This window comes from Rhizobium anhuiense bv. trifolii, assembly GCF_024346605.1.
GTDB lineage: Bacteria > Pseudomonadota > Alphaproteobacteria > Rhizobiales > Rhizobiaceae > Rhizobium > Rhizobium anhuiense.
The window spans coordinates 2,214,426-2,239,542 of sequence record NZ_CP098803.1; the positions used below are offsets into that span (position 1 = coordinate 2,214,426).

Sequence of the window (25,117 nt, forward strand, 5' to 3'; positions counted from 1 at the left end):
TCGCATTTGGCAGGGCGCCGTCTATGATTCTCACATGACCGAATCAAAAGCGATGATCCTTGGCTGCAGCGGCCTTGCCCTCACATCCGAAGAAAAGGCCTTTTACCGGGGCGAACGGCCCTGGGGCTTCATCCTCTTCGGGCGCAACATCTCCGAAGCCCGGCAGATCACCGATCTCGTCGCCGATCTGCGCGAAAGCGTCGGCTGGCATGCGCCGGTGCTGATCGACCAGGAAGGCGGCCGCGTCCAGCGCATCCGCCCGCCCATTCTGGCGCGTTATCCTTCCGGCCAGGCGCTCGGCGATCTTTATCGCCGCGACCCGGCGCTTGGCCTGCGGGCCGCATGGCTGATGTCGCGGCTGCATGCCTTCGACCTTTCGAGCCTCGGCATCGATGTCGATTGCCTGCCGGTGCTCGACGTGCCGGTGGAGGGCAGCAGCAACGTCATCGGCGACCGCGCCTATGGCGGCGATCCCGACACCGTCATCGCCATGGGCCGGGCGGCTGCCGAAGGCCTGAAGGCCGGCGGCCTGTTGCCTGTGATGAAGCATATGCCCGGCCACGGCCGCGGTTTCGCGGATTCACATCTGGAACTGCCTGTCGTCACCGTCTCGCGTGATGAGCTGGAGACCCACGATTTCCCGCCCTTTATCGCGATGAAGGACGAGTTGATGGCGATGACCTGTCACCTCGTCTTCACTGCCATCGACCCGGACAATCCGGCGACGACCTCGCGCAAGGTGATCGACGGCATCATCCGTCAGCATATCGGCTTTACCGGTCTGCTGCTCTCCGACGACAGCTCGATGAACGCTCTTTCCGGTACGATCGGTGAGCGCGCGGCGAATATCATTGCAGGCGGATGCGATATCGTGCTGCATTGCAATGGCGATATGGACGAGATGCGGGATGTCGTGGCAAATGTTCCGCCGCTCGCCGGCATCTCGCTTGCCCGCGCAAAAGCGGTGGAAGCAGGCTTCGCGGCGCCGGATAGGTCCGACGAAGCGGAATTGAGGGTGGAATTCGAGGCGATGTTTGCGACGGTCTGATCGTAAGGGAGCAGCTAGGTGAGCACGGTCAAGGGCACGGAACGTCCGCAGGCGGCAACGCCGATGGACAAGCTGTGGCAGGATAACGGTGCCGAGCGCGCCAGCCACGAGCCAGCGCTGGTGATTGACGTCGCCGGCTTCGAAGGCCCGCTCGACCTCTTGCTCTATCTCGCCCGCAACCAGAAGGTCGACCTGTCGCGCATCTCGGTGCTGGCGCTTGCCGAGCAATATCTGCTCTTCATCGAAAGCGCCCGGCGGATCCGCATCGAGTTGGCCGCCGATTATCTCGTCATGGCCGCCTGGCTTGCCTATCTCAAGTCACGGTTGCTCATTCCCCAGCAGGTCAAGGATGACGGTCCTTCGGGCGAGGAACTGGCGGCAACGCTCGCCTTCCGCCTGAAACGCCTGGAAGCCATGCGCCGGGCGGCGGAGGGCCTCGTCAATCGCAACCGTCTCGGCCGCGATATCTTCGTGCGTGGCGCCCCCGAGCATATTCCCGACCGTCAGCAATCCGCTTATGCGGCAAGCCTCTACGATCTCCTGACCGCCTATGCGGCGCTGCGGCAGCGCAATGCCGTCACCCAGGTGACGATCGAGCGGCGCAGTGTCTGGTCGCTGACCGATGCCCGCGAGCTGTTGACCCAGATGATCGGCGAGATCGGTGACTGGACGGCGATGGAGCATTACCTGCTGCGTTATCTCGCAGCACCCGAGGAACGCGTCACGGCAATCGCCAGCGCCTTTGCCGCCTCGCTGGAGCTGGTGCGTGAGGGCAAGCTCGAAATCCGTCAGGATGGCGCCTTTCAGCCGATATACATGCGCCGCGGTCCGAAACATGCCACGCTGCAGGTGGTGGAGCAGGAGCAGCCGGCTTGATCGATCCGAAGAGCGAAGAGGATTTCGAAGGCGATTTCGACGACAGGAGCCGCGAACTGCAGGCCGAGATCGAGGCCGAGCGCATCGCCGAGGCGCTGGTCTTCGCCTCGTCGCAGCCGGTCTCCGAAGGCTTCCTCGCCGAGCGCCTGCCTGAGAAGACCGACGTGCGCGCCATCATGCTGCGCCTGAAGGAGCAGTATGCGCCGCGGGGCGTCAATCTGGTCCAGGTCGAGGGCGCCTGGGCCTTCCGCACTGCCGCCGACCTGTCATTCATCATCCGCCGTGATGACAATGAGGTGAAGAAGCTTTCGCGCGCAGCATTGGAAGTGCTGGCGATCATTGCCTATCACCAGCCGGTGACGCGCGCCGAGATCGAGGATATCCGTGGCGTCCAGACCTCGCGCGGCACGCTCGACGTGTTGATGGAGGCCGGCTGGGTGCGGTTCCGCGGCCGCCGGCGCACGCCGGGCCGGCCGGTGACATTGGGCACGACACGCGATTTCCTCGACCATTTCGGTCTCGAAGAGCTGCGTGACTTGCCGGGTCTCGAAGAGTTGAAGGGAGCGGGCTTGCTGTCGGGCCGCATTCCGGCGAATTTCAATATTCCCTCGCCGTTGATGAACGACGAACTGACCGAGGACGAAGACCCGATCACCCAGATGGACCTCGAGGAATTGGGGTTGTTGGCGCCGCGCGGCACCTCTGAAGATTGAGGGGTTTGCGTCTTGCTTTTGCCATGCATGGCGAAAACAATAGAACCAGCACTTTTCGGCGGGTCAATGGCTTGTCACAAAGGGCGATACCGTGACATTAAGCGCAGTTCAAAGGGCTTGATGTTGGAAACGGTGTCGGAAATCCTTACATCGTGGGAACATAGAAACAGGGAGTTAGCGTAATGGGTTCTTTTAGCATGTGGCACTGGCTGATCGTTCTGGTCATCGTGCTGTTGTTGTTCGGTCGCGGCAAGATTCCGGAACTGATGGGCGACGTTGCCAAGGGCATCAAGAGCTTCAAGAAGGGCATGACGGACGAGGACGCGCCGGATACGGCAAAGACCGTCGATCACAAGGCCGACGAAACGAAGTAACCAAGTCCGGGAAAAAGCGCAGCCCCCGCGCTTCCCGTCCAGGAGCCTTGCATGTTCGATATTGGCTGGACCGAGCTTTTGGTCATTGCGGTCGTACTGATCGTGGTGGTCGGTCCGAAGGATTTGCCGCCGATGCTGCGCGCTTTCGGCAAGATGACGCAGCGCGCCCGTAAGGTCGCGGGTGAATTTCGTGCGCAGTTCGACGAAGCGTTGCGCGAAGCCGAGCTTGACGATGTCCGCCAGACGATCAGCGACGCCCAGAAGCTCAACCCGGTCAACAGCCTGCGCGAGGCGATGAACCCGCTTCGCCAGATGGGCAACGAGATCAAGGCCGACCTGCAGAAGTCGACCGTGGTCACGGAAAACAAGACCGAGGTGCCGGCTGCTGCTGTCTCGGCTCCGACGCCGTCGATGAGCCTGCCGGAAACGCCGCCGCTGGTGCCGGCGCCTGCGCAGCCTGAACCCGTCGCAGCAGCGATCGTCCAGGCCGATACGGTTGCCGCCAAGCCGAAACCCGTGCGCAAGCCGCGCCTCAAGGCTACCGACAAGGTCGATGCTGCGGCGGCCGTTGCCGTGCCCGTGGAAAAACCGAAGCGCACGACGGCAGTCAAAAAGACTGCAACGCCGAAGAAGCCGGCGCAGACGAAGAAGGACGAGGCATGAGCGGTGATATCGAAGACAAGCCGCAGCCGTTGATCGAGCACCTGATGGAGCTGCGCACGCGGCTGATGTGGTCGATCGGCGCGTTTTTCGTCGCCTTCATCATATGCTTCTTTTTTGCCAAGCACCTCTTCAACTATCTGGTCATTCCTTACAAGACGGCCGTGGAATGGGCGCATCTCGACGTCGAGAAGGCCCAGCTGATCTACACCGCGCCGCAGGAATTCTTCTTCACCCAGGTCAAGGTGGCGATGTTCGGCGGTCTCGTGGTCGCTTTCCCGATCATTGCCGCCCAGGTCTACAAGTTCGTGGCGCCGGGCCTCTACAAGAACGAGCGTCAGGCCTTCCTGCCGTTCCTGATCGCCTCGCCGGTCCTGTTCCTGATGGGCGCGGCACTCGTCTATTTCTTCTTCACGCCGATGGTCATGTGGTTCTTCCTGTCGATGCAGCAGGCGCCGGGTCATGACGAGGTGGCGATTTCGCTGATGCCGAAGGTCTCGGAATATCTGAGCCTCATCATGACGCTGGTCTTCTCCTTCGGCCTCGTCTTCCAGCTTCCCGTCGTCACCACGCTGCTTGCCCGTGTTGGCCTGCTGACGTCGCAATGGCTTGCCGAAAAGCGCAAGTTCGCCATCGTCCTCGCCTTCGTCGTTGCTGCCGTGCTGACGCCGCCGGACCCGATGTCTCAGATCGGCCTTGCGATACCGACGATCCTTCTCTACGAGATTTCCATCTATGCGGCGCGACTCGTGGAGCGCCAGCGTGCCCGGCAGGCGGTCGAAAAGGACACCGGATCCGCGGACGTTGCCAAGACGGACAGCGTCTGAGCGGCGATCCCAATCCCCTTTGTGAACGCTGCTTAACATCCGGTCGAGGCCCGTCAGGCTTTGGCCGGGTCATTTCTGTTGCAACGACCTGGAACGACGATGCTCGATATCAAATGGATCCGTGAGAATCCCGAAGCGCTCGATGCCGCCCTTGCCAAGCGCGGTGCGGAGCCTCTGGCCCAAAGTCTCGTCGCCCTCGATGAAAAGCGCCGCTCCGCCGTGCAGAAGGCGCAGGATTTGCTGTCCCGCCGCAACATCGCCTCCAAGGAGATCGGCGCGGCGATGGCCCAGAAGAACGGCGAGCTTGCCGAGAAGTTGAAGGCCGAGGTCGCCGAACTGAAGACCCTGCTGCCGGCGGTCGAGGAAGAAGACCGGCAGCTGACGGCCGAACTCAACGACGCGCTCTCGCGCATCCCGAACATTCCCTTCGACGACGTCCCGGTCGGCAAGGACGAGCATGACAATGTCGTCACCCGCACCGTCGGCGAAAAGCCGCGTTGGAACCATGCGCCGAAGGAGCACTTCGAAATCGGCGAGGCGCTCGGCTATATGGATTTCGAGCGCGCCGCCAAGCTCTCCGGCTCGCGCTTCACGGTTCTGACCGGGCCGCTCGCCAAGCTCGAGCGCGCGCTCGGCCAGTTCATGATCGATCTCCACACCAGCGAGCACGGCTATACCGAAGTCAGCTCGCCCCTGATGGTGCGCGACGAGGCCGTCTATGGCACTGCCCAACTGCCGAAATTCGCCGAGGATCTCTTCAGGACGACGGACGGCCGCTGGCTGATCCCGACGGCCGAAGTGACGCTCACCAATCTGGTGCGCGAAGAAATCCTCGATCAGGACAAGCTGCCGCTCCGCTTCACCGCATTGACGCCGTCTTTCCGCTCGGAAGCGGGATCCGCCGGCCGCGATACGCGTGGCATGCTGCGCCAGCACCAGTTCTGGAAATGCGAACTCGTCTCGATCACCGACGCCGAGAGCGCCGTTGCCGAGCACGAACGGATGACCGCCTGCGCCGAGGAGGTGCTGAAACGCCTCGGCCTGCATTTCCGCACCATGACGCTTTGCACCGGCGACATGGGCTTCGGTTCGCGCAAGACTTACGACCTCGAAGTCTGGCTGCCGGGACAGAATGCCTTCCGCGAAATTTCCTCCTGCTCGGTCTGCGGTGATTTTCAGGGCCGGCGGATGAATGCGCGCTACCGCGGCAAGGATGACAAGAACAACAGGTTCGTCCACACGCTGAACGGTTCCGGCACCGCCGTCGGTCGCTGCCTGATCGCTGTCCTTGAAAATTATCTGAACGAGGACGGCTCCGTCACGATTCCGGACGTTTTGCTCCCCTATATGGGCGGATTGACCAAGATCGAACGGGCGGCCTGAGGCGATGCGCATCCTGCTTACGAATGACGACGGCATTCACGCCGAAGGGCTCGCCGCCCTGGAGCGGATCGCGCGCACGCTGTCCGACGATGTCTGGATCGTTGCGCCCGAAACCGACCAGAGCGGCCTGGCCCATTCGCTGAGCCTGTCTGAACCGTTGCGGCTGCGCAAGATTTCCGACAAGCATTTCGCGCTGCGCGGCACGCCGACCGATTGCGTCATCATGGGCATCCGGCAGGTGATGGACATCAAGCCGGATCTCGTGCTGTCAGGCGTCAATTCAGGTTCGAACGTTGCCGACGACGTCACCTATTCCGGCACGATCGCCGGCGCCATCGAGGGCACGATGCAGGGCGTGCGCTCCTTCGCGCTGAGCCAGGCCTATCTCTATGAGGACGGCGCGCGCATCGTGCCGTGGGAGGTCTGCGAAACGCATGCCCCAGCGCTCCTGGAAAAGCTGATGGTGCTGGACCTGCCGGAGGGCACGTTCCTCAATCTCAATTTCCCGAACTGCCGTCCCGACGAGGTCGATGGCGCGGAGGTGACCATGCAGGGCAAGCTCGCCTTCAACCTGCAGGTCGACGCGCGCTCCGATGGCCGGGGCTTTCCCTACTACTGGCTGAAGTTCGGCGAACGCGCCGGCGCCTTCATCGAAGGCACCGATATTCACGCCTTGAAGCATAATAAGATCTCGGTAACGCCTTTGAAACTTGATCTGACCGATTATTCCGTGACGGACCGCGTGGCGCGGGCCTTGGGATACGGAGCACAAGTTTGACGGCTAAACTGGCGGAGAAGGAGGGCTTTGCGGCGCTCGTCCTCAGATTGCGTGCCGAAGGCATCTCCGACCTCGATCTGCTGACGGCGGTCGAGCAGACGCAGCGGTCACTGTTCGTGCCGCCGCAATTCGCCGACGACGCCTATTCGAGCCGGACGATACCGATCGAATGCGGCTCCTTCCTCGAAGGCATCGATTTTGCCGTCCGCATCCTGCATCACCTGAAGCTCAAACCAGGACAGCGCGTTCTGGAGATCGGCACCGGCAGCGGCTTTACCGCCGCCGTCATGGGCCGCATGGCCGAGCGTGTTCTGTCCATCGACCGCTACAAGACGCTGACCACGGCAGCGCAGCGACGCATGGAATCGCTTGGTCTGCGCAGCGTCATCGTTCGCCATGCCGACGGAAGCGCCGGCATGCAGGGAGAGGGAACTTTCGACCGCATCCTGGTGACGGCCGCCTTCAATGCCATGCCGCGCTTTTATACCGACCAGCTCGTTTCCGGCGGTTCGATGATCGCGCCACTGATGATTTCAGAAAACGAGTGCCGCATGGTGCGGCTGACGAAAACCGGCAGCCGTTTCGAACGCGAGGAACTGTTCGAAGCTCCCTATCTGCCGATCGTTCCGCGGCTTGCCTCGCTGCTGTAGGGCCTGGCTGCCGCAGGCATAAATGTTTTTCGGCCGGATCGGCCTGAAATCTGAATATGCATCACAATCAGAAAAGCGCTCGAAGTTTTGGGCATCATGCTCTGCGCACTGCGATTTTTTACCCCTAAGCCTATGGTTATCAACTTCTCAAAAATATCGCACTGATTCCAGCATCTTAACCGCGTGGTAATACTAACGCGTTTTAATAGACTCACAAATGGTTGCGTTCTCAGTGGGTCGAGTCATGCGTTTCAGTCTTTCGCCAAAGTTCGGGAAGTCGGCCGGTAATCTTCTGGTTGTTGGCCTGCTGGCAAGTGCCGCAACGGGCTGCAGTTCCGATGTGACACGGTTTGGCGGCTTGTTTTCCTCCTCAGGGCAGGATCAGATCACCACAAGTTCCATTCCGCGCAGGAATATGAACGGTTCTCAGGGTGATCCGGTGCCGCGTGCCGATCTCGGCGGTTCGGCCGTTGCGAGCCAGCAGGGCTATGGCGGCGGCAATGACGCGCTGAATCAGCCTTATCCCGCCCGCCCAAGTTACGATCCGATCCGCGCGTCGAGCTCGAGCGCGCGTCTGGCTTCCGCGCCGGTCTCGGTACAGCGGACAGAACTTGCCGCACCGTCGGCTGTGGCGCCATCCCGCCAGCGGGAAAAGGAAGTTGCGCTCGCCCAGCCTTTCCCGGCTACGCCGCAGGCTGAAAAGCCGCGGTTGGTGGCGCCGGCGGCACCCAAGGTGACGCCCGATTCTTTGACGACAGGCACGACGCCGAGGGTTTCCGGCTGGTCCGCAACCAATGCCCCTTCGGTGGCGCTGCGTCCGGGTGAAAACATTGCCACGCTCTCCAGGCGCTTCGGTGTTCCGGAAAAGGAAATCCTTCGCGTCAACAATCTGAAGACCGCATCTGCCGCCCAACCCGGCCAGGCGATCCTGATCCCGACCTTCAACGGCGGCAATGCCGCCAAGGCGGCATCGCAGACGGCCGATCTCTCCAAGCCCGGCAAGCTGCCGGAGCCGGTCAAGGCGCCGGAGCAGAATGTCGCTGTCGTTCCAGGCGCCAATTCCGCCCGCGACAAGACCATGGCGAACGCCGATGTCACCGGCAAGCTTCCGGTCGGCGCCGGCAAGGATCCGAAAGCGCCCGCCGGCACCTATGTCGTCAAGCAAGGCGATTCGCTGGCAAAGATCGCCAAGGCGACCGGTACCAATGTCGACGATCTCAAGGTCGCCAATAGTCTTTCGGCTAGCTCGCTGCGCGTCGGTCAAGCCCTGAAGATCCCGAACGGCACCGCCGACAACATCAAGACCGCCTCGATCCCGGCCGAGAAGGTCGATCCGAAGCCGACCCAGCCGGCTGCCGCCCAGCAGACGGCTTCCGTTCAGCCCGCGCCCTACAAGGCGCCGGCTGCCACCCAGACCGTCGACGATGTCGAGAAGAAGTCGGACGTCAGCTCCGACGCGCCGGAATCGACCGGCATCGGCAAATATCGCTGGCCGGTGCGCGGCCAGGTCATTGCTTCATACGGCGCCAACGTCAACGGCAACCGCAATGACGGCATCGATATTTCGGTACCGCAGGGCACGCCGATCAAGGCTGCCGAAAACGGCGTCGTCATCTATGCCGGCAACGGCCTGAAGGAACTCGGCAACACGGTTCTCGTCCGTCACGACGACGGCACCGTCACCGTCTACGGCAACGCCGATACGCTGAGCGTCACTCGCGGCCAGAAGATCCAGCGCGGCCAGACCGTCGCGGTCTCCGGAATGAGCGGCGACGTCAAGCAGCCGCAGGTCCATTTCGAGGTGCGCAAGGACGCGTCCCCGGTCAACCCGATGACTTTCCTGGAATAGGTACAGCGTACCAGGAAGCGCAAAAGCCCGGCCACCCGCCGGGCTTTTGTTTTTTGGCATGTCGTCCGAACTGCGCCTGATGCTAGGCGATTTAGGCTCTGTCGATGTGAACGCGCATGCGCCCGGCCAGATCCTGGATATACTGCCAGGCGACACGGCCGGAGCGCGCGCCGCGGGTCGTCGCCCATTCCAGCGCCTCCGCATGCATCTTGCTGCGGTCGAGCCCGAGCTTGAAGTGATCGGCATAGCCGTCGATCATGCCGAGATAATCCTCCTGGCTGCATTTATGGAAGCCGAGCCAGAGGCCGAAGCGGTCGGAAAGCGAAACCTTCTCCTCGACCGCCTCCGACGGATTGATCGCCGTCGACTGCTCGTTTTCCATCATGTGCCGCGGCAGAAGATGGCGCCGGTTGGAGGTGGCGTAGAAGAGCACATTGTCCGGTCGTCCTTCGACGCCGCCGTCGAGCGCTGCCTTCAGCGACTTGTAGGCGGTGTCGTCGTGATCGAAAGAGAGATCGTCGCAGAAGACGATCACGCGGTGCGGTGTGTCCTTCAACAGGTCGAGCAGGTTGGGAAGGCTGGCGATATCCTCGCGATGGACTTCGACCAGCTTCAGCGAGACGCCGCTTTCGCGCCTGACATCCTCGTGCACGGCCTTGACCAGCGAGGATTTGCCCATGCCGCGCGCGCCCCAGAGCAGCACATTGTTGGCGGCATAACCGTCGGCGAAACGCACCGTATTCTCATGCAGGATGTCGCGCACGTGATCGACGCCGCGGATGAGCTTCAATGCCACCCGGTTCGGTCGCTTGACCGGCTGCAGATGCTGGCGCGATGGTGCCCAGACGAAACAGTCGGCGGCATCCCAGTCGTTGAGGGTAGGCGCCGGTCCGGCAAGACGCTCGACGGCGTCTGCGAGCCGTCTCAGTTCGGCAAGCAGGGCTGTGTTGATTTCCTCGGTCATCGGTGGCCTCCTGATTTCTCACTGCGGCAATCTGCTTTGATCTTTGGATGCCGGGTACCATGGCGTTTTGACGGCGGAAAGGTTATGAGGCAGCGGAATCGGTACTGTTTCCGGCTGTTTCTGTTGCATTCATCGAAGCGGTAACTATAGTCCGGCAACCTGAAAAGAGAGGCGGAGTTCCGCCGCCCAAGCCTGAGGAGTTTAGCATGTTCATCACCCCGGCATTCGCCCAGAGCGCGACCGATACCGCAACGGGATTCGGCGGCTCCGGTTTCGAAATGATCATCCTGTTCGTGCCGCTGATGGTCGTCTGGTACTTCCTGCTGATCCGTCCGCAGCGCGCACAGGCAAAAAAGCGTGAGGAGACCCTGAAGGCGATCCGTCGCGGCGACCAGGTCGTCACCGGTGGCGGTCTCGTCGGTAAGGTCACCAAGGTCATCGACGACAAGGAAGTTGAAGTCGAGATCGCTGAAGGCGTTCGCGTGCGTATCGTCCGCAGCGGCATTTCGGACGTCCGCGTCAAGGGTGAACCAGTCAAGGCCGACGCAGCGTAACAAGCGATAACGGCAGGACCGCCGGATCGGAAGATCGTCGAGAGAATGTTGCATTTTTCCCGCTGGAAAACACTTCTGATTTGGCTGGTCGCGTTTGCGGCCATCGTCATCGCTGCGCCCAATTTGCTGACCGAGGCGCAGCGTTCCTCTCTGCCGGACTGGTTGCGCCACGACCGCATGACGCTCGGCCTCGACCTGCAGGGCGGTTCGCATATCGTTCTGAAGGTCGAGCGTTCCGATATCGTCAAGGACCGCCTGGAGCAGGCGGTCGCCAATGTGCGCAACGCGCTGCGCGGCGCCGGCATCCGCTACACCGGGCTGACCGGCAATGACCAGACCGTCACCGTCCGGATCACCGATCCGGCCCAGACACAGGCGGCGGTCGATCTCCTCAAGCCTTTGACGACGGCTGCGGGACGTTCAGGACCAGAGATCGCGCTGCAGCAGGGCGGGGAGGGGCAACTTTCGCTGCAGATTTCCGACGCCGGCATTACCGCCGACGTCGCCTCGGCCCGGACCCGGTCGCTCGATATCGTAGGCCGCCGCATCGCCGGATTCGGCTATGACAATTTCCTCGTTCGCCCCGATGGCGCCGATCGAATTGTCGTCCAGGTGCTGGGCTCGCTCGATGCGGAGCGGCTGAAAAACATCCTGAACCAGCCGGCCAAGCTTTCCTTTCATCTGATCGATGAAAGCATGTCGGGGCAGGAAGCGCTGAACGGCCGTTGGCCGGCCACATCGCAGGTGCTCTATTCGCTGGACGATCCGCCGGTACCTTATCTCGTCGACCGCACCGCCTTCGTCACCGGCAGCAACATGGTCGATATCGAGCCTGTCGTCGACCCGCAGACGCAGGATACCTCGATCACCTACCGTCTCGACGCCGAGGGCACGCAGCGGCTGGCGCAGGCGACCGGGCAGAATATCGGCAAGCACCTTGCCATCGTTTTCGATGACCAGGTAATGTCGTCACCGGTCATCGATGCGGCGATCACCGGCGGTGAGGGCCGGATTTCGGCAAACTTCTCCGAGGATGGCGTCCGCGACCTTGCCATCATGCTGCGCGGCGGCGCCTTGCCGGCGACGCTGACGAGCGTTGAGGAGCGTAGCGTCAGCCCCACATTCGGCGCCGATTCCATCTTCAGCGGCCTTATTGCCGGCCTCGTCGCCGTTGTGCTCGTCGCAGCGCTGATGATCGCGCTTTACCGTATTCTCGGCGTCATCGCCGTCGTCTCGCTCTTCTTCAACCTGATCCTCATCGTCGCGGTGCTCAGCCTTGCCGGCGCGACGCTCACCTTGCCGGGCATTGCCGGCATCGTGCTCATCGTCGGCATGGCCGTCGACTCGAACGTGCTGATCTACGAGCGCATCCGGGAAGAAGAGAAAACCACCCATTCCTTTGCGGAGGCCGTCGGCCGGGGTTTCTCGCGCGCATTCGCAACGATCGTCGACGCGAATGTCACGATCTTCATCGCCGCCATTATCCTCTTCTTCCTCGGCAGCGAAACCATCCGCGGTTTCGCGGTGACGCTGGCGGTCGGCATCCTGACGACCGTCTTCACGGCTTTCACGCTGACGCGCTCGATCGTCGGCGCCTGGCTGAGACGGCGCCATCCCCGGCATCTGCCGAAGAGTGTCCTGACCCATCTTTTCGAGCATGCCAATATTCGTTTCATGGGGATCCGCCGTTATGTCTTCACGGCCTCGGCGGTTATTTCGCTGATCGCCATGGCCGCTTTTGCCACCGTCGGTCTGCATCTCGGCATCGATTTCACCGGCGGCTCGCTGATCGAGGTAACGGCGAAGCAGGGCAATGCCGACATCGCCGATCTCAGCTCGCGTCTGAATGATCTCAATCTTGGCGATATCAGTGTCGAGCGTACCGGCGGCCCGGCGAACGCGCGGATCCGCATCGCTTCCCAGGGCGGCGGCGAGAATGCCGAACAGTCGGCGGCGACGCTGGTGCGCGGCGAGCTCCAGGAGGATTATGATTTCCGCCGAGTCGAGGTCGTCGGCCCCGCCATCTCGGGCGAATTGACGATGATGGCGACGCTCGGCGTGCTGGCAGCGCTGGCGGCGATCCTGATCTACATCTGGATCCGCTTCGAATGGCAGTTCGCAGTCGGCGCCATCGTCGCAACGCTGCACGACGTCATCATCATGCTCGGTCTTTTCGTCCTCACCGGCATCGAGTTCAATCTGACGAGCATCGCCGCGGTCCTGACCATCGTCGGTTATTCCCTGAACGACACGGTCGTGGTCTATGACCGCATGCGCGAGAATCTCAAGCGATACAAGAAGATGCCGCTGCCGATCCTGATCGATGCCTCGATCAACCAGACGCTGTCGCGCACCGTTCTGACCGCGGCGACGACGCTGCTCGCCTTGCTCGCACTCTATCTCTTCGGGGGCGACGTCATCCGCTCCTTCACCTTTACGATGCTCTTCGGCGTCGCTCTCGGCACTTTCTCTTCGATCTATATCGCCGCTCCTGTATTGATCGTCTTCCGGCTGCGGCCGGAGGCTCCCGACGGGGAAGAGAGCAACAAGACGGATGCTGGTGTAAAATCCGGCACGGTGGTTTGAAAACATGGCAAAAGGCATAGAAATCCGCGCTGCGCATTTCCCCGGGCGCGCCCCGATCGACACTTACGGCAATGGCGGTTTCCGTTTTGCCGACATGTCGCATCGCGGCTCGATCCTTTGCCTGCCTTCCGGCATTCATGGCTGGGACATGGATATGTCGAAACCGCTGTCGCCGGAAAATTTCCGCCGTGTGCTGGATGAGGCTAGTGATATCGAAGTTTTGCTCGTCGGCACCGGAACCGAGCTTCGCCGTCTGCCCGAGGAATTGAAGCTGGCGCTGAAATCGCGCGGCATCTCCTCCGATCCGATGAGCACCGGGGCTGCGGTGCGCACCTTCAATATCATGCTCTCGGAGCAGCGCGCCGTCGCCGCGGCATTGATCGCGGTCTGACGATGACGGAAGCGAATAGTACGACGAACCAGGAGATCTGCCTGGCGATGCTGCGTGACAGCGATCGCGACCGCTATCTCGCCTGTCTGCTGTCGCAGGAGGAAAAGCGCGGCGCGCTTGCAGCTCTCTATGTCTTTAATGCCGAGCTTGCCCGCGTCCGCGATCTCGTGCACGAGCCGTTGCCTGGCGAAGTCAGGCTGCAATATTGGCACGATCTGCTGGAAGGCAGCGCACATGGCTCGACGGCGGCCAATCCCGTCGCCTCTGCACTTCTGGCCGCGATCGAAACGCACCGTCTGCCGCGCAAGACGCTGATCGACATGATCGAGGCCCGCACTTTCGATCTCTATGACGATCCGATGGAGACCCGTCTCTCGCTTGAAGGTTACGCCGGCGAGACGGCATCCGCCCTGATCCAGCTGGCAAGCCTCGTGCTTTCGCCTGAGGAGGCCGCACGATCGGCCGACGCTGCCGGCCATGCCGGCGTTGCCCAGGCCGTCGCCGGGCTATTGCTGCTGATGCCGCTGCATCGCCGCCGCGGCCAGGTCTATATTCCGCTGCAGATCCTGTCGGCAACCGGTCTCGACCGCGATACCTTCCTTGCCGGCGACGACAGGGCGCGCATCTCCGCCGCCATCGAGGCTTTTGCCGGTCTTGGTCGCGAACATCTGGCGAAGGCGAGAGCGGCAGGGCCGATTGCGGCAGCCGTGTTTCCAGCCTTCCTGCCGACGGTGCTCGCCGAACCGGTGCTCGTCAAGGCGCAAAAACGCGGCGCCTCGCTGTTCGACCATCCGCTGCAGCCGCCGCAATGGCGCCGCCAGCTGCGGATGGGGCTGGCTGCGGCACGCCGGAAAATCTGACATCGGTCAAATTCGCGCAAGTCTCGCGCGGTACAACACTTCCACCGCTACCCTTTGATCGGAGACTCGGCGTGGGCATTATCGTCTGGTGCGTTCTTTTCGCCATCGTTGTTTTCTTTGCTTTTGTGGCCACACGCATGGCCGCGCAGAACAAGGAAGATGGCCTGCATGACACGGGCCTCGCCATCATCGAGTTCGGCCGCGCCTTTCCGACCGAGGCGATCCGCCAGTTGCAGGCGACGGAAAACGGCCAGGCAATCTTCGTACGCCTGCACGATAACAAGGCGGGCTTCATGCGCAACATGTCGCGCCACTTCGCCTGCCATCTGATCGAGCCGGGCCGCGTGCGTGTCGTCGGTTCGGAAACGGGCAGGGGACTGATGGTCGACTTCCTCGATGCGCCCCATCACAATGGTGATTTTGAATTCGCTTCCGCCAAGGAGGCTTCCGAAGTGTCGCTCTGGCTGCTCGGCAATTATATTGCCGAGCCGGATAAGGACCTGCCATCCGGCAATCTGCCGGCGGCGAACAAGCAGTAGAAGCGCCGGTCAGGCGCTCTCGGCAAGCGTCAGACTCTGGCCAAGCCAGGCGGCGCAGTCTGCCAGCGCGCGGCGCGCGATCAGTTGCCGCTTCATGATCGTCTTGTCCTTGCCGCGGAAACGCTTGACGCCTTCGGGTTTTACGATCGAACCGGGTTGGAGCTCCGGAAACAGCCCGAAATTGATGTTCATCGGCTGGAACGATCGTTTACCCGGCTCCTCGTCGGTGACGATATGACCACCGGTGATATGGCCGAGCAGCGAGCCGAGCGCCGTCGTCGCCGGCGGCAGCGAGATCGCTTCGCCCTTGCGTTCGGCGGCGGCGAAACGCCCGGCCAGCAGCCCGACGCTGGCGCTTTCGACATAACCCTCGCAACCGGTGATCTGACCGGCAAAGCGCAGGCCGGGCCGCGATTTCAGCGTCAGCGACGGGTCGAGCAGGGTGGGGGAGTTCATATAGGTGTTGCGGTGCAGGCCGCCGAGACGGGCAAATTCTGCATTTTGCAGACCCGGGATCATCCGGAAGATGTCCGCCTGTGCGCCATATTTCAGTTTCGTCTGAAAGCCGACCATATTGTAGAGCGTGCCGAGCGCATTGTCCTGCCGCAGCTGCACGACGGCATAGGCCTTGACCGTCGGATTATGCGCGTTCGTCAGCCCCATCGGCTTCATCGGCCCGTGGCGCAGCGTCTCGCGGCCGCGTTCGGCCATCACTTCGATCGGCAGACAGCCGTCGAAATAGGGCGTGCCTTCCCATTCCTTGAAACCGACCGTGTCGCCTGATACCAGCGCGTCGACGAAGGCATTGTACTGCGCCTCGTCCATCGGACAGTTGATGTAATCCTTGCCGGTGCCGCCGGGACCGACCTTGTCGTAGCGCGACTGATACCAGCAGATATCCATGTCGATGCTCTCGCGGTAGACGATCGGCGCGATGGCGTCGAAGAAGGCGAGCGAATCCTCGCCCGTTTCCGCCTGGATAGCGTTTGCGAGCGACGGCGCCGTCAGCGGTCCGGTGGCGACGATGGCGAGATCCCAGTCGCGGGGCGGCAGGCCGGTGATCTCTTCCCGCACGACCGTGATGAGCGGGTGCTCGTGGATTGCCTTGGTCACGGCCTCAGAGAAGCCATCGCGATCGACGGCGAGTGCGCCGCCGGCCGGCACCTGGCATCGATCGGCAGCGGCCATGATCAGCGAGCCCGCCATGCGCATTTCGGCATGGATGACGCCGACGGCATTGCTAGTCGCATCGTCGGAGCGGAAGGAGTTGGAGCAGACGAGTTCGGCCAGGCCGTCGGTCTTGTGCGCATCGGTGCCGCGTACGCCGCGCATTTCATGCAGGATGACGGGAATGCCGGAACTGGCGATCTGCCAGGCGGCTTCCGAACCGGCAAGCCCGCCGCCGACGACGTGGATGGGGGAATAGGAGGAGGTCGTGTTCATCCCGGGCTGATATCATGTCGGCAGGTGCGATCCAACACCCCGGAATCAAAAACGGCGCCTGATGGCGCCGTCTTGGAAGCATCGTGCCCGTTATTAACGGAACGAGCGGGATGCGATATTGCGGATGTCGTAGCGGCTGACGCCGATATCGGACAGGGTCTGGTTGGAAAGGCCGCCGAGTTCGTTGAGCGTACGGCGGTAGCTGAGCCAGCTTTTTGCAATGCGGATCGGGTTCATCGTTTTCTTCCTATGTCCGCGGGACGGCGGGATCGCCTGTCTCTCTGCGGTTGGTGTTTATATAGGCGATATCGGTCCTATTGTGCAGTGCAAATAAAAGGCGTCTGCCATGCAATTGTGCAATGTGATGCTCGTAAATTGGGCGGTGAATATTTTTTGAGCGGGCTAAAGAAGCGGAAAAACATGCAACCGCGGTGCCAGCCGCATGCAGACAAAAGAAAACGCCCGCTGTGGGTACAGCGGGCGTTTCAATCGAGAACAATCGCGCTTGGGAGGAGCCGCGATCGCCTGGAATTAGCGGGCAGAAGCCTCACGGGCAACGCGATGGATATCCGAACGGTCGATGCCGAGATCATGCAATTCGCGGTTGGTCATGCGGCCAAGTTCCGTGACGGTCTGACGATACTTGCGCCAGTTATTGAAAGAGCGAGAGAAGTTCATGTTAAGCCCCTTTCCGAGGGTTTCATCTGCCAGCAGCCACCGATCGGCGCTGACCTCTATTTGATGACTGGAATATATGTTGCGGCGCAAAAGACTAAAACAGCCAAGTTTTCAAATCACCTATGCGGCATACGCAATGCTCCAGGGGTATTTGACGCAGACTTACCGTTTTTTGGTCAACGAATAGGCAGAATGACTCTTGGGGAAGCAATCCGGTTGAGAGCGACCAATGGCGTGCCGTTGTCGAAAAACGCCGCGCTCTCCGGTGAAGCCGCCCGCCCAGCCGGAGCAAAGAAGTGTTTCGCTTCAAATTGGAAGCCGCCCATTTGTCTGCAGGCTCGGTGGGGCGGTGTGGCGATAATGTGGCGCGACGGCGCCATGCGAGGGAAAGCCCCGGACCGTCAATGCTTTAATCGGGCTGTCGCTCAACAAAAACGCCCGCCGGGGGAGGATCCGGCGGGCGTGTTATGGTGACTGGCAACTGGGAGGAGGAGTGTTGCCAGCCTATCGCAGCGCGCTGGGAGGAGGAGTGCGCAGCTGCGAATCTCGTCACGGACAAGCATCCGCGGGCGTCCGGCTGATGCCGGGCCGGGGCGCCATCCCCGTGCTTCGATACCTCAAACAAATAGTATGACTAATGATTATTTTGCAGTGCAATAAATTCATGAGTGGTATGCGTAATGCGCATGCCTCTCCGTTCATATGTCTATATTAGCGCTTCTGACGTTAGCGGCCGGTTAACACTCGATACAAGTTAGACCAATGAGGAACTTGTATATTTGCCGCAGGAGCGTTTGCGAACACCTCTGCTGCGTCTATAACGGCGAGAGCCGCAGTGCCGCAGTCGGCGTCGCGGAAATAAGGGGTGGAGCATGTATCGCGGCAGATTGGAGCGGGATCTCTCCCTCTGGGTGGGCAAGGGCCTGCTCGGTCAGGAAACGGCAAGCGCACTTCTCGCCGAATATGACAGCCGCCCGGCAAGTTTCAGCCTCGGCAGGGTGCTGATGGCGCTGGCGGCGGTGCTGCTTGCCGCTGCCATCCTGCTGGTCGTCGCCTCCAACTGGGAGGCCATCCCGCGCCTTGTCCGCGTCGGCGGCATCCTCGCGCTGATCTGGGTGGTGCACATCGCCGCCGCCCGGATGCTTGCCCGCGGTTCGACAGCGGCCGCAAGCGGCTTGCTGGTCATCGGCGCGATGAGTTTCGGCGGCGCCATCTCACTTGTCGGGCAGATGTATCATCTCTCCGGCGACGAGCAGACGGTGATGTATCTCTGGTTCGCCATCGCGACGATCTCGGCAATCCTGTTCCGTTCGGGCGCCGTGACCATCGTCGCCGGCTTCCTCTCCTGGGCGTCGTTCGCCGTCTACCTGCAGAATAACGACACGCATTGGATAGGCTTCGATCCCTGGATGGTGCCCATCATGGCGGCGATCACAATCGCCCTGGTGCGGTATACCGGCGCCGAGCGGGCCCGCCATCTGGCCTATCTGCTTTTGATCGGCTGGCTCGCCTGGCTCTATACTCTCTATGAGGAGATCGCCGTGGCGCTCGCCTTCGCGATCGGCGGCATGGTGGCCTTCGTCCTGACGGCGTTGCCGCTCCCGCGGATCGCCTCCCTGGTCAGGAGCGCCGGTGCGGCCCCGGCCTTCTACAGCTTCCTTGTCGCCGCGATCGGCTTCCTGCTGCTGCATATCGAGATCGAGGACGGCTGGCGGCTGGTGGTGCTTGGCGTGGCGACGCTTGCCGCTTCCGTGCTGGCAATCGCCCTGCATGGCAGGAATAACGGCGCGGTGCGTTATCTCGCCTACACCACCTTTGCCGCCGAGATGCTGTATCTTGCCTCCGTCACCGTCGGCTCGATCCTCGGTACGTCGAGCCTCTTCCTGTTCTCCGGTCTCGTGGTGGCACTTGTCGCGTGGATCGTCATCCGTCTCGAGCGGCGTTTTTCGGCGAATGCACAGTCGGCGAATGGACAGGGGGAGCGCGCATGAGCTCGTTCATGGCAAGGCTGCAATCAGGTAGGGGTTATCTCTTTTCGGCGATCATCGTCGCCGGTCTGCAGACCCTTATCCTCGGCACGATCATCCAGAGCCGGGCGTCTATCCTCAGCAATGGCGCCGAGGTGCTGCTGAAGACGGCGCCCGTCGACCCGCGCGATTTCCTGCGCGGCGATTACGTCGTCTTGAACTACGACATTTCTTCGGTGCCGGTGCAGACGGTTTCCGGTGGCATTCCGGCCGAGCCCGGCGAACGCGTATTATGGGTTCGGTTGAAGAAGCAGGAGGACGGTTTCTGGACGGTGATCGAATCGTCCTTTCATGAACTGTCGCCGCAGCCGGAGACCGTGATCCTGCGCAGCCAGCCATTCTACAGCGGCGGACTTGCCGCGGGCGACAGCATCCGTGTCGAATACGGCATCGAGCGCTATTACGTTCCGGAAGGCGAGGGCAAGCCGATCGAGGAGGCCCGCAATGACGGCAATGTCGCTATATCAGTGCGGGTTTCGCCTGATGGAAGCCCGCAGATTCGCAGCCTTCTCGTTGACGGCAAGCCGGTTTACGACGAGCCGCTTTACTGATCCGGCGGCACTTCTTGGCAGGGCGGCTTCTGAAGCGCAGATCGCCGTCATTGACCGTTCATTTTTCCTTTGCCTCGGCCAAATCGGGTGATATAGAGACGCCGCGCTCCGGAAGGCCTCATGCGCAGGCATAGGCATGCGGTTTTGTGAACGCGGGTATGGTGAAATTGGTAGACACGCCAGATTTAGGTTCTGGTGCCGCAAGGCGTGGGAGTTCAAGTCTCTCTACCCGCACCAAGCTGTTTGCAGGCGGGAGACTGAGAATCGGTTGTTCCAGAACAATTGAAAGTTGTCCCGAATAGCCCGCGAGTGCCGTTCCGCTTTGGGCGGAATGATATGGAATTGGAAAAGCCACGCGCGGCACGCTGCCGGCGTCGTGCTCATTGAAACGAACGGCGTCTGGGCACGGCCGCCACGACATGAAGGTAGGAAGACATGCAGGTTATCGAAACGCTCGCTGAAGGGCTGAAGCGCGAAATCAAGGTCGTTATCCCGGCCAAGGACATGGAAGACAAGATGAATGAGCGTCTTGCCGATGTGAAGGACAAGGTTCGCATCAACGGCTTCCGTCCGGGCAAGGTCCCCGCTGCTCACCTGAAGAAGGTCTATGGCAAGTCGATCATGGCCGACCTCGTCAACGAGATCGTCCGCGAGCAGCCGGCCGCCATCCTGTCCAGCCGCGGCGAAAAGTCGGCCACGCAGCCGGAAATCGCCATGACGGAAGACAAGGACGAAGCCGACAAGATCCTCGCCGCCCAGCAGGATTTCGAATTCACGCTCTCCTATGAAGTGCTGCCGCCGATCGAACTGAAGTCGGTCAAGGGCATCAAGGTCACGCGCGAAGTCATCGACATCTCGGACGACGAAGTCAACGAGCAGGTCCTGAAGGTCGCCGAAAGCGCTCGCGCCTACGAGACCAAGACCGGCAAAGCCGCCAACGGCGACCGCATCACCATGGATTACGTCGGCAAGGTCGACGGCGAAGCCTTCGAAGGCGGCACCGACCAGGGCGCCGAACTGGTGCTCGGCTCCGGCCGCTTCATTCCTGGCTTCGAAGACCAGCTCGTCGGCGTCAAGGCTGGCGACGAGAAGACCATCACCGTGACCTTCCCGGCCGACTATCCGGCCAAGAACCTCGCCGGCAAGGAAGCGACCTTTGATGTCACCGTCAAGGATGTCGCAGCCCCCGGCGCTGTCGAGATCAACGACGAACTCGCCTCCAAGCTCGGCATCGAATCCGCCGACCGCCTGAAGGAAATCGTTCGTGGCCAGATCGAATCGCAGTACGGCTCGCTGACCCGCCAGAAGCTGAAGCGTCAGATTCTCGACCAGCTCGATGAGATGTACAAGTTCGAGACCCCGAATTCGCTCGTCGACGCCGAATATAACGGCATCTGGAGCCAGGTGAACAACGACCTCGCCCAGTCCGGCAAGACCTTCGAGGACGAAGACACGACCGAAGAAAAGGCACGTGAGGAATACAAGACGCTCGCCGAGCGTCGCGTCCGCCTCGGCCTCGTTCTCTCCGAAATCGGCGAAAAGGCAGGCGTCGAAGTCAGCGAAGACGAAATGCAGCGCGCCATCTACGATCAGCTGCGTCAGTATCCGGGCCAGGAAAAGCAGATCCTCGAATTCTTCCGCAGCCAGCCGGGTGCCGCCGCTTCGATCCGCGCGCCGATCTTCGAAGAAAAGGTCATCGATCACCTGCTCACCGAAATCGACGTTACCGACAAGAAGGTGACGAAGGAAGAACTGCTCGCCGAGGAAGAAGGCGAGGCTAAGGCCGAGACCAAGAAGGCCGCGCCGAAGAAGAAGGCTGCCGCCAAGGCCGAAGCAGCTGAGGCCGGTGAAGGCGAAGAAGCCGCACCGAAGAAGAAGGCTGCTCCGAAGAAGAAGGCGGCTGACGAAAGCGCCGAATAATCGCTTTTCAGTTCAGAAGTTTGGAAGGCCTCGCCATCGTGCGGGGCCTTTTTCTATTATCTGGGGCAGTTTCATTCTCGCCGCCTACTCCATTGTGCCTATTCATCCGGAACAACAAAGAGTTGCAATAAAGTATAATTCGATGCAGATTTCGCTGATGGTGGGGAGGACCTGAAGATGACTGCAAAGCATGACATGAAGAAGCTTGTGGAGGAAATCTATGCTGTGCGTGACCGCGGCGATATCGAGGGCACGCTGGCGCTGATCGGCGAGGGGTGCACCTTTCGCATGGCCGGTAATACACGGCTGGCGCCCTTTTCGACTGAAGCAAGCGGGCATGCTTTCCGCCAAGCGATAACGCAGCTCATTACGGTATGGGATCTATCGAATATCAAGACATCAGGCATCTATGTCGACGAAGATGAGCACATGGTCTTTGCCCACCGCGAAGGCGAGGTCAGGCACATCCCATCGGGTGTGAGCTTCCATACGGAATTCGTCGACAAGATCCATTTCCGGGATGGGAAACCGGTCAAGATCGTCGAATTCGTCGACACGCTGCAAGTGGCCGAGACGAGCCGGATCATCCAGCTCGCTTAAACGGCCTCCAAAGTCCGAGCGCTTCAAAGCGCGTTGTCAAACTTGATTTGGGGTTTGGTGCGGCCGACTGGGCGTCGGCCGCCGTTAAGATTTAGCGCTCAATGCGCTGTCAGTTGCGCGACTTTCCTGACATGGTTGACGGCTGCGGCGCCGCCGGCGGTCTGGGTGAAGAGGTGGAGCGTTTCCTCTTCGTCGTCGGCGACAGGCGTCAGGGCCTGATCCATATAGGTCTTCGACTTGGCATCCCTTGAAATCAGGAATGCCGAAATCGTCAGGCCAATGATCGTGCCGGCGAGCGAGGCATGTTTGCGGAAGGTTTCCCAGGCGAAGCGCGGCCAGAACACCAGCGGATTTTCGCGCGGCAGGTCCGGGCGACGCTCCGACGGCGTCTTCAGGCGCAGCAGGCCGCTTTGCAGTGGATGCACGTTTTCCAGCGGCACGGTGGTCGCGAAGGAGACGAGAACCTTGACGAGCCTTGCAAGCGGGACTCCGGTTGCCACGGCGCGGCGCAGCAGCGTCTTCATATGATCAGGCGAATAATAGAGCGACCAGGCCTCGTGGTAGATGTCTTCCCACTGCTGCTTGCTCATCTTGGGATGCGCGGTGCAGACATGCTCGACATCGTAGATGTTGAGATCGGCATCCATCTCGACGCCCTTCTTCCATAGGACCTGATGGTCCTCGGAGCCCGGCAACGGCGTCAGGATGAAGAATTCGATGACGTCGAGCGGCAGCTCTTCCTGGATGATCGTAATGTCGCGGCGGATCGATTCCGGCGTATCGGCGGGGAATCCCAGGATATAACCGGCAAGCGTCATGATGCCCTGCGCCTTCCAGGCGAGCAGCATCTTGCGGTATTCGGTGATCTTGTTCTGGTTCTTCTTGGCGGCGGTCAGATTGTCTGGATTGACGTTTTCGAGGCCGATGAAGACACGCGTGACGCCGGCGCGCCGGGATTTCTCGATGAAATTCGGGATCTTGTGGCAAAGCGTGTCGACCTGGATCATCAGGCCGAGCGGAATGCCGTCGCGCTCCTTGAGCTCGATCAACCGGTCGAAGATCGCTTCCCAATCCTTGTTGCGGGCGAAATTGTCGTCGGTGATGAAGAATTTGTGGATGCCCTGCGCCCAGTTCATCCGCACCAGCTTTTCGACGTCGTCGGCCGAGCGGAAGCGCGACTTGCGTCCCTGTACGTTGATGATGGTGCAGAACGAGCACTGATAGGGACAGCCGCGTCCGGCATCGAAGCTGGTGCTGAGCCCGAGCGTGCGCTGGATATTGTCCTTCGGCAGGAAGGGAACCGGTGTGCCGCCGATGCCGGGAAGGTCGTTCATGAAATTGTAGAGCGGCTTCAGCTCGCCGGCGGCGGCGTCGCGCAGCACCATGTCGAGCCGGCCCTCGGCCTCGCCGGCAAACATCGAGATGCCCATGTCACGGCAGGCATCGAGCCCGACCGCCTTGCCATCCAGCATCGACAGGCAGCCGGAAACATGGAAGCCGCCGATGGAAACCGGCAGGCCGGCATCGCGGAAGGGCCGGGCGATATCAAGGGCGCGCGGATATTGGTTGGTCTGGACGCCGACAAGCGCGATCATGCCGAAATTATCGTGACGCTTGAACTGCGCCAGCAGGCCGGCAAAATCGATCCGCGTATTGGTCTCGTCGATCACGGTGATGTCGATCGCCGTATCGTCTCCGAGCACCTTGCGCTCGGCGCATTCAGCGGCGATGCCATAGAGTGCCGCGAGCGAATTGGAGGGAATCATCGCCCGCCACCAGCGGATGACGTAGCCATCATCGTCATAATGCGACGGCTTGATCAGGATCAGCTGAAAACGTCTGCGGGCAGCTTCCAAGACATGGGACAAGAGTATCTATCTTTCTTTAGAAGCTTTTGCCCGAAGGCAAAATGGATTTGAAGGCATCTATCAGGCACGGCGTATCAATGCGATTTAGGCGGTCAAACTAAGGCGTAAAAAAAGGCACGGCGCGCAAACGCTTCGCGAAACTTGTCATTCCTTAATATACTACCCGATATCCAGCAGCAATGCGCGGTGGTCGGAGACCTCAGGCGCCTCGACCACCTCGAATTTGGCAACCTTCACCGGCGGTGTAACCAGCATGTAGTCGGCAAAGCGGCCCTGCTTCAGATAGTAGGAGGTTCGCGTGTCTACAAGGCCGTTTCCGGTGACGAGATCGGAAAGCCCGAGTCTGGCGAGCATGGTGAAGGTCGCGCTGTCGGGCAACACATTGAAATCGCCGCAGACGACGAGCCCTTCGTCACCGGGCCAGACGCGCTCGATCAGCCCGACCAGCGCTGCGGCCTGCTCCTCGCGCGCCGCCGTGTCATCCTTGCCTGCGGGATCGCGCAGGCCATGCATGTGGGCGATGGTCACGGTCGAAGCGTGCTCATGGCTGAAGAGGCGGATGCAATGGGCGTTTCGCGGCCGGGGATGGTCGCCCCAGCCATCAGCGGAAAAATGGCCATGCACGAAGTCCAGCCCCTGGGCAATGACGGAATGGGTCTTGCGCACGAAGGTAGCCAGCCCGAATTCGGCGGCAATGGCGGTATCGCCGTCGAACAGCTCGCCTCTCGATGTCGGGCAGAAGAAGCCGTCATGGCCGGGCAGGGCGGCGCTGACCTCCGTGAATAGATTGAAGCGCTGTGGCAGCTCCAGCCCTGCATCCCGATAGATCGACCATCCGCAGCCCGTACCTGGCGCCCGCAGCACCTCCTGCAGGCACAGCACATCCGGATCTGCCTGCCTGACATAGCCGATCAGGGCCTCATGCAGCCTGCCGCCCCACGCGTTCAGCGAAATGATGCGCAATGTCGTTCGGCTCCG

Annotated in this window: 25 protein-coding genes and 1 tRNA gene; 20 read left to right on the top strand and 6 right to left on the bottom strand. The window is 61.3% G+C overall.

Going from position 1 to position 25,117, the window contains the following annotated elements; translation table 11 throughout:
* The first annotated feature begins 34 nt into the window (after window positions 1–34).
* From nagZ to NE851_RS19620, 10 genes are all read left to right on the top strand, one after another.
* On the top strand, window positions 35–1,048 hold the full coding sequence (nagZ, locus tag NE851_RS19575) for a beta-N-acetylhexosaminidase (RefSeq protein ID WP_047615369.1): 1,014 nt from the start codon (window positions 35–37) through the stop codon (window positions 1,046–1,048).
* 18 nt (window positions 1,049–1,066) lie between these two features.
* Window positions 1,067–1,924 (top strand): segregation and condensation protein A, encoded by an 858-nt coding sequence (locus tag NE851_RS19580; protein ID WP_047614779.1) that lies wholly within the window; start codon window positions 1,067–1,069, stop codon window positions 1,922–1,924.
* On the top strand, window positions 1,921–2,637 hold the full coding sequence (gene scpB, locus NE851_RS19585; protein WP_063475457.1) for an SMC-Scp complex subunit ScpB: 717 nt from the start codon (window positions 1,921–1,923) through the stop codon (window positions 2,635–2,637). Before NE851_RS19580 ends, scpB begins: the two co-directional genes overlap by 4 nt.
* A 182-nt stretch (window positions 2,638–2,819) precedes the next feature.
* Complete coding sequence (locus NE851_RS19590; RefSeq protein ID WP_003538990.1) at window positions 2,820–3,011, top strand: twin-arginine translocase TatA/TatE family subunit; 192 nt, start codon at window positions 2,820–2,822, stop codon at window positions 3,009–3,011.
* 51 nt (window positions 3,012–3,062) lie between these two features.
* Window positions 3,063–3,674, top strand: a complete 612-nt coding sequence (gene tatB, locus NE851_RS19595) for a Sec-independent protein translocase protein TatB (RefSeq protein ID WP_097543841.1) — start codon at window positions 3,063–3,065, stop codon at window positions 3,672–3,674.
* Window positions 3,671–4,498, top strand: a complete 828-nt coding sequence (tatC, locus tag NE851_RS19600) for a twin-arginine translocase subunit TatC (RefSeq protein WP_097543842.1) — start codon at window positions 3,671–3,673, stop codon at window positions 4,496–4,498. The genes tatB and tatC overlap by 4 nt, the downstream gene beginning before the upstream one ends.
* 99 nt (window positions 4,499–4,597) lie before the next feature.
* Window positions 4,598–5,881: a serine--tRNA ligase gene (serS, locus tag NE851_RS19605; RefSeq protein ID WP_097543843.1), complete on the top strand. Its 1,284-nt coding sequence runs from the start codon at window positions 4,598–4,600 to the stop codon at window positions 5,879–5,881.
* Window positions 5,882–5,885: 4 nt separating this feature from the next.
* The gene (gene surE, locus NE851_RS19610) at window positions 5,886–6,659 is read left to right on the top strand and encodes a 5'/3'-nucleotidase SurE (protein WP_017964058.1); all 774 of its coding nucleotides are present in this window, start codon (window positions 5,886–5,888) and stop codon (window positions 6,657–6,659) included.
* Window positions 6,656–7,309, top strand: coding sequence for a protein-L-isoaspartate(D-aspartate) O-methyltransferase (locus NE851_RS19615; protein ID WP_047614790.1), 654 nt, complete (start codon window positions 6,656–6,658; stop codon window positions 7,307–7,309). Before surE ends, NE851_RS19615 begins: the two co-directional genes overlap by 4 nt.
* 244 nt (window positions 7,310–7,553) lie before the next feature.
* Window positions 7,554–9,158 (top strand): peptidoglycan DD-metalloendopeptidase family protein, encoded by a 1,605-nt coding sequence (locus NE851_RS19620; RefSeq protein WP_097623108.1) that lies wholly within the window; start codon window positions 7,554–7,556, stop codon window positions 9,156–9,158.
* Window positions 9,159–9,249: 91 nt separating this feature from the next.
* Here the strand turns inward: NE851_RS19620 and NE851_RS19625 are convergent, their stop codons facing one another.
* Window positions 9,250–10,122: an ATP-binding protein gene (locus NE851_RS19625; RefSeq protein ID WP_047614793.1), complete on the bottom strand. Its 873-nt coding sequence runs from the start codon at window positions 10,120–10,122 to the stop codon at window positions 9,250–9,252.
* Between the two features lie 206 nt (window positions 10,123–10,328).
* Here NE851_RS19625 and yajC point away from each other — a divergent pair, with 206 nt between their 5' ends.
* From yajC to NE851_RS19650, 5 genes are all read left to right on the top strand, one after another.
* Complete coding sequence (gene yajC / locus NE851_RS19630) at window positions 10,329–10,676, top strand: preprotein translocase subunit YajC (RefSeq protein ID WP_047614795.1); 348 nt, start codon at window positions 10,329–10,331, stop codon at window positions 10,674–10,676.
* A gap of 45 nt (window positions 10,677–10,721) precedes the next feature.
* Entirely contained in the window at window positions 10,722–13,262 is a 2,541-nt protein-coding gene (gene secDF, locus NE851_RS19635) for a protein translocase subunit SecDF (RefSeq protein ID WP_097623109.1), read from the top strand.
* A gap of 4 nt (window positions 13,263–13,266) precedes the next feature.
* Window positions 13,267–13,653: an Mth938-like domain-containing protein gene (locus NE851_RS19640; protein WP_047614799.1), complete on the top strand. Its 387-nt coding sequence runs from the start codon at window positions 13,267–13,269 to the stop codon at window positions 13,651–13,653.
* Window positions 13,654–13,655: 2 nt separating this feature from the next.
* Window positions 13,656–14,513, top strand: a complete 858-nt coding sequence (locus NE851_RS19645) for a phytoene/squalene synthase family protein (RefSeq protein ID WP_063475462.1) — start codon at window positions 13,656–13,658, stop codon at window positions 14,511–14,513.
* A 71-nt stretch (window positions 14,514–14,584) separates the two neighbouring features.
* Window positions 14,585–15,052, top strand: a complete 468-nt coding sequence (locus NE851_RS19650; protein WP_063475463.1) for a hypothetical protein — start codon at window positions 14,585–14,587, stop codon at window positions 15,050–15,052.
* Between the two features lie 9 nt (window positions 15,053–15,061).
* Here NE851_RS19650 and trmFO read toward each other — a convergent pair whose 3' ends face one another.
* The 3 genes from trmFO to NE851_RS19665 all read right to left on the bottom strand — a co-directional run bounded on the left by trmFO (window position 15,062) and on the right by NE851_RS19665 (window position 17,173).
* Window positions 15,062–16,495 (bottom strand): methylenetetrahydrofolate--tRNA-(uracil(54)-C(5))-methyltransferase (FADH(2)-oxidizing) TrmFO, encoded by a 1,434-nt coding sequence (gene trmFO, locus NE851_RS19655; RefSeq protein ID WP_063475464.1) that lies wholly within the window; start codon window positions 16,493–16,495, stop codon window positions 15,062–15,064.
* A gap of 93 nt (window positions 16,496–16,588) precedes the next feature.
* A complete protein-coding gene (locus NE851_RS35375; RefSeq protein ID WP_003573524.1) occupies window positions 16,589–16,732 on the bottom strand; it encodes a DUF1127 domain-containing protein in 144 nt (47 codons plus the stop codon).
* A gap of 294 nt (window positions 16,733–17,026) precedes the next feature.
* Complete coding sequence (locus tag NE851_RS19665) at window positions 17,027–17,173, bottom strand: DUF1127 domain-containing protein (protein ID WP_003558908.1); 147 nt, start codon at window positions 17,171–17,173, stop codon at window positions 17,027–17,029.
* A gap of 872 nt (window positions 17,174–18,045) precedes the next feature.
* Here NE851_RS19665 and NE851_RS19675 point away from each other — a divergent pair.
* The 5 genes from NE851_RS19675 to NE851_RS19695 all read left to right on the top strand — a co-directional run bounded on the left by NE851_RS19675 (window position 18,046) and on the right by NE851_RS19695 (window position 22,271).
* Window positions 18,046–19,164 carry a DUF2157 domain-containing protein gene (locus NE851_RS19675; RefSeq protein WP_097543845.1) on the top strand — a complete coding sequence of 373 codons (1,119 nt, stop codon included), beginning with the start codon at window positions 18,046–18,048 and terminating at the stop codon, window positions 19,162–19,164.
* Complete coding sequence (locus NE851_RS19680; RefSeq protein ID WP_047615681.1) at window positions 19,161–19,751, top strand: GDYXXLXY domain-containing protein; 591 nt, start codon at window positions 19,161–19,163, stop codon at window positions 19,749–19,751. Before NE851_RS19675 ends, NE851_RS19680 begins: the two co-directional genes overlap by 4 nt.
* 152 nt (window positions 19,752–19,903) lie before the next feature.
* A tRNA-Leu gene (locus NE851_RS19685) sits at window positions 19,904–19,988 on the top strand.
* Window positions 19,989–20,186: 198 nt separating this feature from the next.
* On the top strand, window positions 20,187–21,671 hold the full coding sequence (gene tig, locus NE851_RS19690; RefSeq protein ID WP_097543846.1) for a trigger factor: 1,485 nt from the start codon (window positions 20,187–20,189) through the stop codon (window positions 21,669–21,671).
* Window positions 21,672–21,848: 177 nt separating this feature from the next.
* Window positions 21,849–22,271 carry a nuclear transport factor 2 family protein gene (locus NE851_RS19695; protein WP_047614813.1) on the top strand — a complete coding sequence of 141 codons (423 nt, stop codon included), beginning with the start codon at window positions 21,849–21,851 and terminating at the stop codon, window positions 22,269–22,271.
* Window positions 22,272–22,369: 98 nt separating this feature from the next.
* On the opposite strand, the gene NE851_RS19700 is transcribed toward NE851_RS19695, so the two are convergent.
* Together NE851_RS19700 and NE851_RS19705 are read right to left on the bottom strand one after the other, a co-directional pair.
* Entirely contained in the window at window positions 22,370–24,139 is a 1,770-nt protein-coding gene (locus tag NE851_RS19700) for a B12-binding domain-containing radical SAM protein (RefSeq protein WP_097543847.1), read from the bottom strand.
* Window positions 24,140–24,298: 159 nt separating this feature from the next.
* Complete coding sequence (locus tag NE851_RS19705; RefSeq protein ID WP_097543848.1) at window positions 24,299–25,102, bottom strand: endonuclease/exonuclease/phosphatase family protein; 804 nt, start codon at window positions 25,100–25,102, stop codon at window positions 24,299–24,301.
* Between the last annotated feature and the right edge of the window lie 15 nt (window positions 25,103–25,117).

What these genes read in the sequence shown, in the direction of transcription:
- nagZ (WP_047615369.1), top strand. Translation starts at nt 35, where the DNA reads ATGACCGAATCAAAAGCGATGATCCTTGGCTGCAGCGGCCTTGCCCTC.
- NE851_RS19590 (WP_003538990.1), top strand. Translation starts at nt 2,820, where the DNA reads ATGGGTTCTTTTAGCATGTGGCACTGGCTGATCGTTCTGGTCATCGTG.
- tatB (WP_097543841.1), top strand. Translation starts at nt 3,063, where the DNA reads ATGTTCGATATTGGCTGGACCGAGCTTTTGGTCATTGCGGTCGTACTG.
- tatC (WP_097543842.1), top strand. Translation starts at nt 3,671, where the DNA reads ATGAGCGGTGATATCGAAGACAAGCCGCAGCCGTTGATCGAGCACCTG.
- serS (WP_097543843.1), top strand. Translation starts at nt 4,598, where the DNA reads ATGCTCGATATCAAATGGATCCGTGAGAATCCCGAAGCGCTCGATGCC.
- surE (WP_017964058.1), top strand. Translation starts at nt 5,886, where the DNA reads ATGCGCATCCTGCTTACGAATGACGACGGCATTCACGCCGAAGGGCTC.
- NE851_RS19620 (WP_097623108.1), top strand. Translation starts at nt 7,554, where the DNA reads ATGCGTTTCAGTCTTTCGCCAAAGTTCGGGAAGTCGGCCGGTAATCTT.
- NE851_RS19625 (WP_047614793.1), bottom strand. Translation starts at nt 10,122, where the DNA reads ATGACCGAGGAAATCAACACAGCCCTGCTTGCCGAACTGAGACGGCTC.
- yajC (WP_047614795.1), top strand. Translation starts at nt 10,329, where the DNA reads ATGTTCATCACCCCGGCATTCGCCCAGAGCGCGACCGATACCGCAACG.
- secDF (WP_097623109.1), top strand. Translation starts at nt 10,722, where the DNA reads ATGTTGCATTTTTCCCGCTGGAAAACACTTCTGATTTGGCTGGTCGCG.
- NE851_RS19640 (WP_047614799.1), top strand. Translation starts at nt 13,267, where the DNA reads ATGGCAAAAGGCATAGAAATCCGCGCTGCGCATTTCCCCGGGCGCGCC.
- NE851_RS19645 (WP_063475462.1), top strand. Translation starts at nt 13,656, where the DNA reads ATGACGGAAGCGAATAGTACGACGAACCAGGAGATCTGCCTGGCGATG.
- trmFO (WP_063475464.1), bottom strand. Translation starts at nt 16,495, where the DNA reads ATGAACACGACCTCCTCCTATTCCCCCATCCACGTCGTCGGCGGCGGG.
- NE851_RS35375 (WP_003573524.1), bottom strand. Translation starts at nt 16,732, where the DNA reads ATGAACCCGATCCGCATTGCAAAAAGCTGGCTCAGCTACCGCCGTACG.
- NE851_RS19665 (WP_003558908.1), bottom strand. Translation starts at nt 17,173, where the DNA reads ATGAACTTCTCTCGCTCTTTCAATAACTGGCGCAAGTATCGTCAGACC.
- NE851_RS19675 (WP_097543845.1), top strand. Translation starts at nt 18,046, where the DNA reads ATGTATCGCGGCAGATTGGAGCGGGATCTCTCCCTCTGGGTGGGCAAG.
- NE851_RS19680 (WP_047615681.1), top strand. Translation starts at nt 19,161, where the DNA reads ATGAGCTCGTTCATGGCAAGGCTGCAATCAGGTAGGGGTTATCTCTTT.
- tig (WP_097543846.1), top strand. Translation starts at nt 20,187, where the DNA reads ATGCAGGTTATCGAAACGCTCGCTGAAGGGCTGAAGCGCGAAATCAAG.
- NE851_RS19695 (WP_047614813.1), top strand. Translation starts at nt 21,849, where the DNA reads ATGACTGCAAAGCATGACATGAAGAAGCTTGTGGAGGAAATCTATGCT.